This is a genomic window from Mesorhizobium sp. M2A.F.Ca.ET.043.02.1.1 (assembly GCF_003952405.1).
GTDB lineage: Bacteria > Pseudomonadota > Alphaproteobacteria > Rhizobiales > Rhizobiaceae > Mesorhizobium.
Genome location: NZ_CP034445.1, coordinates 1,318,576 through 1,332,010 on the forward strand (window position 1 = coordinate 1,318,576; position 13,435 = coordinate 1,332,010).

General features: G+C 65.2%; 10 protein-coding genes. 5 read left to right on the plus strand and 5 right to left on the minus strand.

Features of this window, described 5'->3' with window-relative positions; genetic code table 11:
- Window positions 1-60 precede the first annotated feature (60 nt).
- The 3 genes from EJ068_RS06290 to EJ068_RS06300 all read left to right on the plus strand — a co-directional run bounded on the left by EJ068_RS06290 (window position 61) and on the right by EJ068_RS06300 (window position 2,651).
- Window positions 61-777, plus strand: coding sequence for a response regulator transcription factor (locus EJ068_RS06290; protein ID WP_126081630.1), 717 nt, complete (start codon window positions 61-63; stop codon window positions 775-777).
- Complete coding sequence (locus tag EJ068_RS06295; RefSeq protein ID WP_127250755.1) at window positions 774-2,183, plus strand: ATP-binding protein; 1,410 nt, start codon at window positions 774-776, stop codon at window positions 2,181-2,183. The genes EJ068_RS06290 and EJ068_RS06295 overlap by 4 nt, the downstream gene beginning before the upstream one ends.
- Window positions 2,184-2,276: 93 nt before the next feature.
- Entirely contained in the window at window positions 2,277-2,651 is a 375-nt protein-coding gene (locus EJ068_RS06300) for a YciI family protein (protein WP_127250754.1), read from the plus strand.
- A 34-nt stretch (window positions 2,652-2,685) separates the two neighbouring features.
- Here the strand turns inward: EJ068_RS06300 and EJ068_RS06305 are convergent, their stop codons facing one another.
- Window positions 2,686-2,922, minus strand: coding sequence for a hypothetical protein (locus EJ068_RS06305; RefSeq protein ID WP_127250753.1), 237 nt, complete (start codon window positions 2,920-2,922; stop codon window positions 2,686-2,688).
- A gap of 160 nt (window positions 2,923-3,082) precedes the next feature.
- On the opposite strand from EJ068_RS06305, the gene EJ068_RS06310 reads away from it, so the two are divergent.
- Window positions 3,083-5,080 carry a BTAD domain-containing putative transcriptional regulator gene (locus EJ068_RS06310; RefSeq protein ID WP_127250752.1) on the plus strand — a complete coding sequence of 666 codons (1,998 nt, stop codon included), beginning with the start codon at window positions 3,083-3,085 and terminating at the stop codon, window positions 5,078-5,080.
- Between the two features lie 6 nt (window positions 5,081-5,086).
- Here the strand turns inward: EJ068_RS06310 and EJ068_RS06315 are convergent, their stop codons facing one another.
- Window positions 5,087-6,583 carry an aspartate aminotransferase family protein gene (locus EJ068_RS06315; RefSeq protein ID WP_127250751.1) on the minus strand — a complete coding sequence of 499 codons (1,497 nt, stop codon included), beginning with the start codon at window positions 6,581-6,583 and terminating at the stop codon, window positions 5,087-5,089.
- 93 nt (window positions 6,584-6,676) lie between these two features.
- On the minus strand, window positions 6,677-7,762 hold the full coding sequence (locus EJ068_RS06320) for a pyridoxal-phosphate dependent enzyme (RefSeq protein WP_127385987.1): 1,086 nt from the start codon (window positions 7,760-7,762) through the stop codon (window positions 6,677-6,679).
- Window positions 7,763-8,043: 281 nt separating this feature from the next.
- Here EJ068_RS06320 and EJ068_RS06325 point away from each other — a divergent pair, with 281 nt between their 5' ends.
- On the plus strand, window positions 8,044-9,999 hold the full coding sequence (locus tag EJ068_RS06325; protein WP_127250757.1) for a transcriptional regulator: 1,956 nt from the start codon (window positions 8,044-8,046) through the stop codon (window positions 9,997-9,999).
- A gap of 114 nt (window positions 10,000-10,113) precedes the next feature.
- On the opposite strand, the gene EJ068_RS06330 is transcribed toward EJ068_RS06325, so the two are convergent.
- Window positions 10,114-11,151 (minus strand): MBL fold metallo-hydrolase, encoded by a 1,038-nt coding sequence (locus tag EJ068_RS06330; RefSeq protein WP_127250749.1) that lies wholly within the window; start codon window positions 11,149-11,151, stop codon window positions 10,114-10,116.
- A 180-nt stretch (window positions 11,152-11,331) separates the two neighbouring features.
- Entirely contained in the window at window positions 11,332-13,365 is a 2,034-nt protein-coding gene (locus tag EJ068_RS06335; protein ID WP_127250748.1) for an autotransporter outer membrane beta-barrel domain-containing protein, read from the minus strand.
- Between the last annotated feature and the right edge of the window lie 70 nt (window positions 13,366-13,435).

The following is a 13,435-nucleotide window of genomic DNA, read 5'->3' on the forward strand; positions in this document are numbered from 1 at the left end:
AATTCTATCGTGTGAGAGATCGCCGAAGGGACGCCCGGCTAACAGAATCATAGGTTTCGAGTGAAATCGGACGCACACATACTGATCGTTGACGACGACAAGGGCATACGCGACCTGCTGCAAGAGTTTTTCCAGAAGCGCGGGCTGCACACGACGGTAGCCGGTGACGGCACCGAGATGGAGGCGGTCCTGCGCCGCACGCCGGTGGACCTGATCGTTCTCGACGTGATGCTGCCCGGAAGGAGCGGACTCGAGCTTTGCCGCGAGATCCGCGCCAACTACACCACGCCGATCATCATGCTGACCGCGGTCACCGAGACGACCGACCGTGTTGTGGGTCTCGAAATGGGCGCCGACGACTATGTGCCCAAGCCCTTCGATCCGCGCGAGCTTCTGGCCCGCATCCGCGCCGTGCTGAGGCGCAACGGCAGCGCCGAGCCGCGCCGCCCCGTCGCCAAGCAGATATACCGCTTCGCCGGCTGGACGATGGACTGCGCCCGCCGCCGCCTGACGGCCCCCGACGATGTGCGGGTAGAGCTGACTATGGCCGAGTTCAACCTGTTGCAGACCCTCGTCAAGAGCGCGGGACGCGTGCTGACCCGCGAGCAGCTGATCGAGCTCTCCGGCGGCGACACCGGCTACAGCTTCGACCGCAGCGTCGACATTCTGGTGAGCCGCCTGCGCCGCAAAATGGAAGACGATCCGAAAACGCCGAAACTGATCCTGACGGTGCGCAGCGGCGGCTATCAGTTCCTGCCCGAGACAACGTCCGAATGAGACGCTTTCTGCCGCAGACCCTGCCTGCCTGGGTGCTGCTCATCGTCATTGCCGGCCTCATGCTCAGCCAGGTGGCGACGCTTTACATCGTGGCACGCGACCGCGCCGCCGCCAACGGTGTCGTCGATCTCTACCGGTTGAACGACCGCGCCTATTCGCTCGTGCAGCTGATGCACGACGCCACGCCCGAAGAGCGCAAGGCGACCGCGTCCGGCCTGTTCAACTCGACCTATGCGCTGACGGTTTCGGACACGCCCGCCGTTACCTCCTCGATCGCCGGCGACGACGAGCTGGCCGAACTGGAGGACATCTTGGTCGGGCGCCTGTCGAAATTCGGCATCACCGATGCGCGCGTGCGGCGCGATCCGGCCACCCAGGAGGCCGACGTCCCGGACGGTCAGGCGGTGAACAAGGATGTCGGCCAGGTCGAACGCGACCTTCTGGTCCTCGCCGCGGATTTCGCGCAGAGCGACAAGCTGACGGCATCATTGCGTTTTTCCGACGGGCAATGGTTGAATTTCACGGAACCGATCACGCCGGCGGGGCCGATCCTGAGCCTCGACAGCCTGCCGCTCTACTCGCTGATCGCCGGTCTGATCGTCATCATGTCGATCTGGTCGCTGCGCCGGCTGACCGCGCCTTACCGGATGATGGAAACGGCGGTGACGCGTATCGGCAACGACCTGAAAAGCCCGCCGATCTCAGAGAGCGGCAGCCGCGAGATCCGCGCCGCGGCGAAGGCGATCAACGCCATGCAGATGCGGCTGCGCGATTACGTCGAGGACCGCGAGCACCTTGCGGCGGCGCTGGCGCATGACCTGCGCACGCCGCTTACCCGCATGCGGCTCCGCCTCGAACTGTTGCGCAGGTCGCCCGCGCGCGAGGCGCTGGCGCACGACCTCGCCGACATCGAAAGCATCGCGAGTTCCGTCATCGACTTCGCCAAATTCGAGGTGACCGAGGAAAAGGCCGAGCGGATAGATTTCTGGTCGCTGGTGGAATCGGTGGCGGACTCTTTCGAAGATGCATCCTTCGACGAGGATGCGACGCCTTCGCGCGGCCTGATCTGCATCGCGCGGCCGGTGGCGCTGCGCCGCTGCATCACCAATCTCATCCAGAACGCGGTGACCTACGGCAAGAAAGCGCATCTCGGCGTGCGGCGAACGGGCGACACGATCACGCTCTCGATCCGCGACGAGGGCCCCGGCATCCCGCAGGCGAAACTTGACGCGGTGTTCGGCTCCTTCGTGCGGCTGGAGGAATCGCGCAACCGCACCACCGGCGGCCTCGGCCTCGGCCTCACCATCGCCCGCAACATCGCCCGCGGCGCCGGCGGCGAGGTCGCTCTTTCCAATTACCCCGGCGGCGGCCTACTGACGGAGCTGCGGCTGCCGGTGGCAGCTTGAGTCAGCAGGCGGTTGCCGGTTCCACGCCGGTACTGGATCGATAACCTCTTCCTTGTGATAGTGCGCCCGTTTCTGCACGAGGAATCCGCCCCCATGTTTTACGCCATCCTTGCCTACCACGTCGAAGACACCGTCCAGTCATGGACACCAGACGAGGATGCCGCACTGATGAAGGACCTGCTCGAGGTCAACGACAGGCTGACCCGGGAAGGCAAGCTCGGCCCGGCGGCGAGGCTCGGCGCGACGGCACAGGCCGTGACGCTGCGCGGTCCCGGCGACGGCATGGTGATCGACGGTCCCTTTGCCGAGACCAAGGAACAGTTGCTCGGCCTCTATGTCCTCGACTGCGCCGACCAGGACGAAGCTATCGCTGCCGCGCGCGATCTCAAGCGCGTCAACCCTTCCGCCGTCTACGAGATCCGGCCGATCATGCTCTATCTGCCGGGCGCCGCGCTGGCGGCTGGTTGAGATCTATTCCCGCTGCCGCCTACTCGCAAGCGGTTCACTGCTGCGCGCGACGCCTGACAATGCGGTCGCGCGCCGCGATATCGGCGGGAGCCTCATCGACTGGATAGCCGAAATCCTTCAGTTCCGACATCGACAGCCCGGCCAAAGCCCGACGCCGCCTTGCAACCTGATATCGGCGCTGGAGCCCAGCGAAGGCCATCGCGATATTGGTGGCAAACGTGCCGGCAAGCCGGGTGGTGGGGTGGAAGGTTCTGATGCTGATATACGCCATTCCCATTCTCCCTCGTTCGAATTCACGAAGGCAATGTTCCACCGGCGCGCTTGGCCGATGTTCATCCAAGCGTGAAAGCGCGGGAAAAACCGCGCTAAATCGTCGTTAAGTCGAATGCAGGACGTGATATTCTGCCCAGGGCTTTTTCAAGGGGGCCGGGGTGCATATCCGATTGCTTGGCGGCATCGAGGTTGTCTCCGCAGGCGGGCAACCTCTGCATTTCGCGACGCGCAAGACGTCGCTGCTCTTTGCCGCGCTCGTCCTGGCCGGTCCCAAGGGCCTTCGCCGCGAGAGGGTGGCGGCGATGTTGTGGGCCGGTAGCGGCGAGCAACAAGCGCGAAACAGCCTGCGCCAGGCCCTGGTCGACATAAGGCGGCTGTTTCCGTCAACCGGCGACGCCGCCATTCGCGTCGAAGGCAATGCCGACACCATCTGGCTGGCGGCGGATGCCGATGAGGCTGACATCTGGGTTTTCGACGGCGCGTGGCAGGCCGAAGACGGCACTAACCTTGCGGCTGCTGCCGACCTCTACCGGGGGGATCTGCTCGACGGGTTGTCTTTCGCGGGCGAGGTCGACGAATGGCTTGCGCCGCTTCGGGCGAACTACACGCGCAAGGCGCTGGATTTGGCCGAGCGGCTTAGCCTTTTGCCGGGATGGGACGCACGCGAGGAACAGGCCTGCGAAGCATTGGCCGAAAGATTGGTGGCGCTCGACCCATGCGCCGAGCAGGCCCACCGCGCCCTGATCCGCATCTTCCACCACCGCGGTAAGACCAACGACGCCTTCCGCCAGTTCCTGGCCTGCAGGGAAGCCCTGAAGCGCGAGCTCGGCGTCGAACCCGAAGAGGCGACGCGGGCGCTGGTCGAACGGATCGAAGCGCCCGACATGGCGCCGAAGGAGCCAGTAGCTGACAGCGGCACGTCCGAGGAAATGAAGGCGCCGCGCCCTGCCGTTTCGGTGCCGGAAAAGCCGTCGATCGCAGTCCTGCCGTTCCAGAACATGAGCGGCGACGTCGAGCAGGACTATTTCACCGACGGCGTCGTCGAGGAGATCACGACGGCGCTGTCGCATGTCAGCTGGCTGTTCGTGATCGCACGCAATTCCGCCTTTGCCTACAAGGGCCGGGCGGTCGACGTCACCCGCGTGGGCCGCGAACTTGGGGTCCGCTACGTGCTGGAAGGCAGCGTCCGCAAGGCCGGCAGCCGGCTGCGCGTGGCCGGCCAGCTCGTCGAGGCGGCGGCGGGGACAAGTCTCTGGGCCGATCGCTTCGAGGGCGACGTGTCGGAGGTATTCGAACTGCAGGACCTCGTCGCCTCCCGCGTCATCGGCGCGATTTCGCCCCGGCTCGAGCAGGCCGAGATGGCCCGCGCCAAGCGCAAGCCTACCGAAAGTCTCGACGCCTATGACCACTATCTGCGCGGCATGACGAGCCTTTACCGCTGGACGAGGGAGGGGTTGGATGAGGCGCTGCCGCAGTTCTACAAGGCCATCGAGCTCGACCCCGACTTTGCCGCGACACAGGGCGCTGCCGCCTGGTGCTATTTCTGGCGGATGGCAAATGGCTGGATGACCAACCGGCATCAGGAGACCGCCGAAGTCGCCCGCCTGGTCGGCAACGTCGTCATTCACGGTCAAGACGATGCGGTGGCGCTGGCCTTCAGCAGTGTGGCGCTTGGCTACGTCGTCGGCGACTACGAGGCCGGCTCGGCGCTGGTCGATCGGGCGCTCGTGCTCAACCCGAACTGCGCCACCGCCTGGAGCGCCAGCGGCTACCTCAAGGCCTGCTACGGCGATCCGGACATCGCCATCGAGCACCTGTCGCGGGCAAGACGGCTGAGCCCGCTCGATCCGCTGACCTTCTTCATGCAGACCTTCACCGCATTCGCCCATTTCGTGGCCGGCCGCTACGATACCGCCTGGCCGCTGGCGGAAGCGGCTTCACGGGCGCAGCCATATTATCTTACTGGTCTGCGTGTAGCCGCCGCCAGCAATGCCATGGCCGGCAGGCGGGATGCCGCGAGCAAGTATATCGCGCGTTCGCGGCAGCTCGACCCAGAACTGACGCTTTCCAACCTCAAGCACCGGGTTGGGCCAATCAGGCCGGCCTATTTCGCCAAATATTTTGAGGCCCTGCGGCTGGCCGGCCTGCCCGAATGACACGTCCTAGGCGCACTTGTCTTCATCCGGCAGCGTCGCAGCCTCGATTTCCCGTCTCAGCCGAAGCGTTTCGCGCACCAGCAGGTCGAGATCGTCGCGGCGCGTGCGGTGATTGGCGATCGCCACTCTCAGGCAATGCCGGCCGTGCACGGTCGTGTCGGACAGAGCCGCGATGCCCTCTTCCTGCAGTCTCAACATGATCTCGGTGTTGAACGCCTTGAGCCGCTCTTCGGACCCGTCATCAAGCCGGTGTCGGAAGCTGACGATGTTGATGGTGGTCGGCGCCATCAGTTCGAGCGCCGGCTCCGCCTCGATCAGTCCGGCGAGGTAACGAGCCTGGGCGATGTTCTGGTCGATCAGCCGGCCGAACTTTTCGACGCCATGCTCCTTCAGCGCCATCCAGATTTTCAGCGCGCGAAAACCGCGCGACGTTTGAAGCCCGTAGTCGTTCAGCCACGCTCCGGAGGCAAGGCCGCGCGGCGTCGATTCCAGATATTCCGGCGTGACGGCAAATGTGTTGCGGTGGGCCGACGCGTCCCGCACCAGCGCGCAGCCGGCCTCGAAAGGCGCATGCAGCCATTTGTGCGGGTCGAGCGCGATCGAATCGGCTTGTTCGATACCGGCGACGAGCGATCGGTTCTCGGGCGCGATCGCGATCAGCGCGCCGATGCAGCCGTCGACATGGAACCAGAGGTCTTCTTCGGCCGCCACTTTCGCCAGCACCTGCAGATCGTCGACCGCGCCGGTGTTGACCGTGCCGGCGGTGCCGATCACGCAGGCCGGCTTGAAACCCGCCTCGCGATCCTCCGCGATGGCCGCTTTGAGCGCGCCGATGTCGATGCGCAACCCTGCGTCGGTCGGGATTCGCCGCAGCGCCCGGTTGCCGAGGCCAAGCGCTTCCATGGCCTTGCGGTGGCAGGAATGGACCTGGTCCGAAGCGTAGTAGCGCAACGGCTTCGGCATAGCGGCGACACCCCGCTCGCGCACGTCGACGCCGGCCTTGGCGTTGCGCGCCACGGTCAAGCCGATGATGTTGGCCATCGAACCGCCGCTGACCAGCGTGCCGCTGGACGAGGCCGGGAAGCCCATCATCTCCTTCATCCAGTTGACCACCTGGCTGTCCAGCAAGCCGGCGGCATGGTTGCCGCCGCCGAGATTGGACCCCTGGATCGCGGCCAGGAAATCGCCGATCGCGCCGGTGAAGTTGCTGGCCCCCATATACCAGGACCAGAAACGCGGATGGATGTTGCCCATCGGATAAGGCATGACGTTGCGGGCGACATCGTCATAGACCTCGGCCACCGGCGCCGGCGATCGCGGCAGGGGTGTCTTGAAGAACGATCGCACATCGGCCGGCATCTCGCGCCACACCGGACGCTCACGCACATCCCTGAGATAGGTGATGGCGTCATCGAGTATCCGGTGCGAGAGCGCTTCCGCATCGGCCCAGTCCGCCGGATCGAGCGTTTCGTCAGCGGCCGTTAATTCCCGCAAGCTATCCATGCGATTTCTCCCGCAGCCCTTTCCAGATCGGCCAATGTGCAGCCAATCACCGCGGCGTCGCCACTCGAAAATGGACGACGCCGCGGATCGTCCTCAGGCCTCGAACTGGCAACTGGGCGTCGAGCGCGACAGCGCCGTCTCCTCGGCGTCCATCTCGGCCTCGATGCCGTCGAAGAGCGGCGTCGACATGTAGCGTTCGCCAGTGTCGGGCAGCATGCACAGGATCACCGAGCCCGCCGGGGCCTTACCGGCGATCTGGCGCGCCACGGCGAAGGTGGCGCCGCCGGAGATGCCGGTGAAGATACCTTCCTGCTGCGCCAGCGCCTTCGCCCACTTGATGCCTTCGGGACCAGGGATCGGCACCACCTCGTCATAGTAGCGCTGGTCGATCGCCTCCTGCAGCACATTGGGGATGAAGTCAGGAGTCCAGCCCTGGATCGGATGTGGCTCGAAAGCCGGATGGCTGGCGGCCGGCGCGCCGCCGGCGCCGCGCTCCTGGGCCTTGCCGCTGCCGATCAGCTGCGCGTTCGCCGGCTCGGCGAGCACGATCCTGACTTCCGGCCGTTCCTGGCGCAGCACGCGGCCAACGCCGGTCACCGTGCCGCCCGTGCCGTAGCCGGTAACCAGATAGTCCAGCCTTGAGCCCGCGAAATCGTTGATGATCTCGCGGCCCGTGGTCGCCTCATGGATGGCGGCATTGGCTTCCGTCTCGAATTGGCGCGCCAGGAACCAGCCATTGGCCTCGGCGAGCTCCACCGCCTTCTTGTACATGCCGAAACCCTTCTGGGCGCGCGGCGTCAGCACAACCTTGGCGCCCAGCATGCGCATCAGCTTGCGGCGCTCGATGGAGAAGCTGTCAGCCATCGTCACCACCAGCGGATAGCCTTTCTGCGCGCAAACCATGGCAAGGCCGATGCCGGTGTTGCCGCTCGTTGCCTCCACGACCGTCTGGCCGGGCTTGAGCTTGCCGCTGCGTTCGCCTTCCTCGATGATGTTGAGCGCCAGCCTGTCCTTCACCGAGGCCGCCGGATTGAAGAACTCGGCCTTCACATAGATCGTCGCGTGACCCGGCCCGAGATTGTTGATGCGGATGACCGGCGTGTCGCCGACCGTGTCGAGAATGCTGTCGAACAGCCGGCCGCGCCCGGCCGTGGTCCTGATTTTCAACTGATGCAACATGGATCTCTCTCCTCGAAATCTCACATGCCGGTTACAGACCGGCGGACTGGGCGGCGCGGTTTCGACACCTTGCCGCGTTAGGTTGCTTGCCGACATTCGGCAAAGGCCCCATCCGGCTCGAGAACTCGTCGCCAGATGCGCCCTGTTGTGTTTGGTGATAGAACATGGACCAACCAGTCAGCGTGGGAGCGAGCGTGGAAACGGACGTGGAATCCGTTTGGTCGGCCCAGAAAAGCAAGGCAGCCCGCCTGTCGATCCGGCTGCTCGGCCCGGTCGCGATCATGCGCGACGATGTTCCCGTCGCGCTGCCTTCGTCACGCAAGCTACGCGCGCTGCTTGCCTATCTGGCGCTGGCGCCGCGCCCCGTCAGCCGCAGCCGTCTTTGCGAGCTTCTCTGGGACGTGCCCAACGATCCGCGCGGCGAGCTGCGCTGGTGCCTGAGCAAACTGCGCGCAGCGCTCGACGAACCCGGCCTGCGCCGGATTGAGACGGAAGGCGACACCGCGGCGCTTCGCCTCGGCGATATGAGCGTCGATGCCGTCGTGGCCGCTGCCGCGGTGGCGGAAGGGATCGAGACGCTTAGCCTCGACCGTCTGCGGGCGCTTGCGCAACTGTTCGCGGGCGACTTCCTCGACGGGCTGGAAGTCGATCGCAGCCCGCATTTCGGCAGCTGGCAGACGGCGCAGCGCCGCCGTTTCAGCGCATCCCATGTCGCTGTTCTGGAGCACATCATCGACCTTCTTCCGCGGGGAGCCGACGAGGCCGGCGCCTATATCGACAAATGGCTGGAGCTTGCGCCCTTCGACGGCCGCGCGCATGTGGCGCTGCTGGAGAACCTGGCACGGCGCGGGCAGTTCGGCGCCGGCGAAGAGCATCTAGTGACGGCGGCGGAGCTGTTCCGCTCGGAAGAGCTGGATTTCACGCCGTTGCGCGAGGCCTGGCAGGAGATAAGAGCCCGCAACGCCGGCGCAACGCCATGCGCCCGATCCGGGCCGCCCTTCCCGGCCCCGGACCTGCCGGCTGGAGCGATCGAATCCGAGCCCGCGGCGACGCGCCGGGCTTCGCTCGCGGTGATGCCGTTTGCCGAGAGCGCCGGCGCTGGCGGCTTCCGTGGCGGGCTTGCCGACGGCCTCACGCATGACATCATCACGCGGCTTGCCAAGCTTCGCGATTTCTTCGTCATCGCCCGCGGCTCGGTCTTCGCGCTCGCCGAAAAGAACATCGCGCCGGAAGACGCCGGGCGCAGGCTGAATGTCGACTATGTCGCGACGGGCTCGGTGCAGTCTCTGCCGGGCCGATTCATCGTGTCGGTCGAACTCGTCGAGGTGCGCACGGCGCGGATCGCCTGGGCCGAGACCTTCGAGCACAAGCCCGACGACATCTTCATCGTCATCGAGGATATCGGCAACAGCATCGTCTCTTCCATTGCCGCCGAGATCGCGACGGTGGAGCGCAACCGCGCCTTGCTGAAGGCGCCCAATTCGCTCAATGCCTGGGAAGCCTACCATCGCGGCCTCTGGCACATGTATCGCTTCACCCGCCAGGAAAACGAGCTGGCGCAGCATTTCTTCGGCGAAGCGTTGAAGCTGGACCCCACTTTCGCGCGCGCCTATGCCGGCATGTCCTTCACCCATTGGCAGAACGCTTTCCAGCGCTGGGGCGACCGCGATCGGGAGACCGCGCTTGCCTTCGAAAGCGCCGGCCAGAGCCTGCTGGTCGACGACCGCAACCCCGCCGCCCACTGGGCGATGGGCCGCGCGCTATGGCTGCGCGGCGAACAGGACGGCGCGCTGCTGGAGCTGGCGAATGCCGTCGACCTCAGCCCGAACTTCGCGCTCGGCCATTACGCGCTGTCCTTCGTCCATTCTCAGTCGGGCGACCCGCAATCGGCGATCGGCTCGTCCGACCATTCGCGTCACCTCAGCCCCTTCGATCCGCTGCTGTTCGGCATGATGGGCGCGCGCGCCATGGCGCATGCAAGGCTGGGCGAATTCGAAGCGGCGGCCGAATGGGCGCTGAAGGCGGCCGCGAGGCCAAACGCCCATGTCATCATCCTGGCGATCGCCGCCCATTGCCTGGCGCTGGCCGGCCGGCATGACGAGGCGCGGACCTTCGCCGCCACGATCCGCAGCACCTTGCCGAACTATCGTGCCGACGATTTCATCGCCACCTTCCGCTTCGACCGGGATGGGGAGACTCTGTTCCGCAACGGCGCCAAGCTGATCGGACTGAATTGAATCCAGTCGGTTGCTAGAGCAATTCCAGGAAAAGTGTGAGCGGTTTTCCGTCCGGAATTACGTAAAAACAAAGGGATAGAGCGGATCGCCGTTTCCGTGAAACGGTGAAACGCTCTAGTGCGATAGCGGCCCGCTCGCCTTCCGCCAGGCGTCGATGCCGCCTTGGATGTGGCGAGCGCTGGAAATCCCGACATCCTGCGCCGCTTGCACCGCCATCGCCGAACGCTCACCGAACGCGCAGTAGAACAGCAGCTGCTTGGCTGTTGATTTGGCCAGCTCATGCAGCATGCCGCCGGCCATGATGTTCTCCTGGAGCCGCGCATAGGGCAGATGGATCGCGCCGGGGATGACGCCGTGGCGCTCGCGTTCGGACTGCTCGCGCAGGTCGATCAGCGCCACGTCGGGCCGCCCGACAAGCGCCAACGCCTGCTCGGCGCTCACCGCCCAGCCGCGGGCGGCGATGTCGTCCTGATGCAGCCCGACCCGCATGTTGGCGGGCACGGCCACATCCATCATCTTCGGGTTGGCCAGGTTCAGATTGTTCATGATGTTCACATATTCGTCGACCGACTTCACCTGCAGGCGCGGATTGAAGGCCTTTTCCTCGCCGATCGTCGAGACGGTCTCGCCCTTATAGTCATGCGCCGGGAAGATCAGCGTTTCGTCGGGCAGCTTGAGCAGGCGACCGAAGATCGATTCATACTGCTGGCGCGGATCGCCGTTCTGGAAGTCGGTGCGGCCGGTGCCGCGGATGAGCAGCGTGTCGCCGGTGAAGACCCGGTCCGGCAGGACGAAGCTGTAGGAATCGTCGGTGTGGCCGGGTGTATAGATGACGTCGAGCGCCAGCCCCTCGATGCCGAGCTTATCGCCGTCGGCAAGCCGCATCGACACCACGTCGGCCTTTGTCTGCTCGCCCATGACGGTCACGCAATGCGTCCTGTCGCGCAACGCGCCGAGGCCGGTGATATGGTCGGCGTGAAGATGGGTATCCACCGCCTTTACCAGCCTCAAATCCAGTTCGTTGACCAATTGCAGGTAACGCTCGACCTTCTCCAGCACCGGATCAATGATTAGCGCCTCGCCGCCGCGCCGGCTGGCCAGCAGATAGGAGTAGGTGCCCGAGACGGAATCGAAGAGCTGGCGGAAGATCATCGTCGCATACCCCGCTGCATTTTCACCGCCGGGCATCGCCCTCCCGACCGTAGCAATATTCTACTGCATGGGCTTCTGGAATCGGAATGGATTTCGAAAAATATATAATTCGGTAGACGGCCTTCCCATAGCGATGGAATGCCACCCTTCAAACGCGGCGCCGGCCGGCGGTCAGCTGTCTCAAAAAGCCTTGCTGAGACGAGCTACCCCCCTGACAGTGAAGGCATTGTCGCTGCCGTAACCCACCTCGAAGCCGGCATCGAGCGTCATGCCGGCGCCCACCTCCGCCGCGACGTCCGCACCGGCAAAGCCGCGCAACACAAATTGTTCGCCGCCCGCGGGAAAAGAGATGTCCTGGCCGAGCAGCGTTGCCGAAACGTCATCGCTGTTTTGCGCGATCGCGTCGACCCCGGTGCGAAGCGTGGTTTGCCAGGCCTGGCTTGGCGTGCTGACGGGAGCGAGCGCCAGCGCGAGTTGGCCGCGCGCCTCGAAGACGTTGACGTCACGCCGCGAGACCACAAGATCGCCGTCCGAGCCGGTCTCCGTGTAGTCGTCGAAGAAGAGCCCAGCGTAGCGCAGCCGCACGCTGGGTATCAGCGTGCCGGCCGTCACCGGCAGCCGCATGCCGAGCGTGACCGAGGGGCTCAGGAAAACGCCGTTGAAATCGGCCCGCGCCGTTTCGATGCCGCCGAGCACCAGATTGTTCGCGACATGGCGGCGGCTGCGCTCCTGCAGCACGCCGGCGACGAACGCCGCCTCGGCGAAATGCGCACCTGCGTCATAGCCGAGATAGCCGCCCGCAAACGCGCCGCGATGGACGATCTCCTGCGCGTCGTCGTCGACCTCGGTAGACCCGGCGGCGCCGCCGAGGAACAAGCCGCCGAGGAAGCCGTCGCCCGAGCGCCTTTCAGCGCCGGCGACCACACCGCCCAGCGCCTCGCTGAACCCGGCCGATGCGCCGTAACCACCCTGGGAGCGTATCCCGCCGAAAGTGGAGATCCAGGCGTCCGGACCTTTCCGTAGCGCAGGCAAGCCGTCCTCTGGGGCAGCCATACGCGCCTCGGCGACACCGGCTATGCCGTCGACAAGGTCCTCGATCAGCGGCCCGCTGCTCGCAAACCCGGTGATGTCGACCACCGCCACGCTGTCGCCGCTCGTCACGAACGGCCTGCCGCCTGTGAGGATGGTTTGCGGCAGGCCGCTTCCTGAAAAACTCATGACGGCGTTGAGCCCAGGGCCGAAGGTGACGGTGTTGCCCCCGCCGGAAAAGACGATCGGCCCCTGGATGGCCGTCCCGCCCAACAGGTTCAGCGTGGCGTCGGGCGCGCCGAAATAGATCGCCACGCTCTGGTCGCTGAAGACGCGACCGGAATTGGTGATGACGGAACTGCTGCCCTGGACCGCAATGCCGACACCGCCCAGCCCTCCTACGATCACCGAACCAGAATTGGTGATCGTGGCGTTGCCGAACAGCGCACTGATACCCGTCGAAGCTGTCCCGAAGACATCGACCGTGCCGCTGTTGGCGATGGTGATGTCATTGCCGCTGGCGCCGATGCCGACCGAAGCCAGGCCCGACACAACGATCGACCCGGAATTATCGAGTCGCAGCCCGTTGCTCTGCCACAGAATCCCTCCGGCCGCGGTCCCATAGGCCTCGATGGATCCGCTGTTGTCCACCGTCAGGTCCGGCCCATCGCCGATTATGCCTGCGGCAGCCGTGCCGGAAACGCCGATAAAGCCACGGTTATCCACATGCCCGGCCGGAGCATCGCTGATGATCCCGTATGTGGCGACGCCAAGCGCTTCTATCGAGCCGTTGTTCACGATCTGCGCATGGCCGCCTTCCGACAGGACGCCGATCGAGCCATCGCCTATCGCCAGGATTGCTCCGTTGTTGAGGATGGTCGCGTCGGGCCCTTGCGAATGCACATTGGCGGCGCCGCCGCCCAATGTTGCGATCAGCCCGTAATTGGTCAGCCGCTGACCCGAATTGAACATCCGCACGGCATCGACGCCGGCGCCGAATGTTTCGATCGCTCCGTTTGCCTGCACGTGGCCGGTATCACCGGCATTGCTCATCGTCTGCTGGCCGGCAATGACGCCATTGCCGATGACAAAATCTTGGGCGAACGCCGCGCCGTTTCCAAGCGAGACCCCGGCGACAATCGACAGCGCTATCGCGCCTGGAACCCCTGTGCGCGACGTCGGCATCACCCCTCTGGCGCATGGCCACGCAACAGGTGGATTCTGCGCCCGAAGGAAGCGAAAGACAAGCCGCACG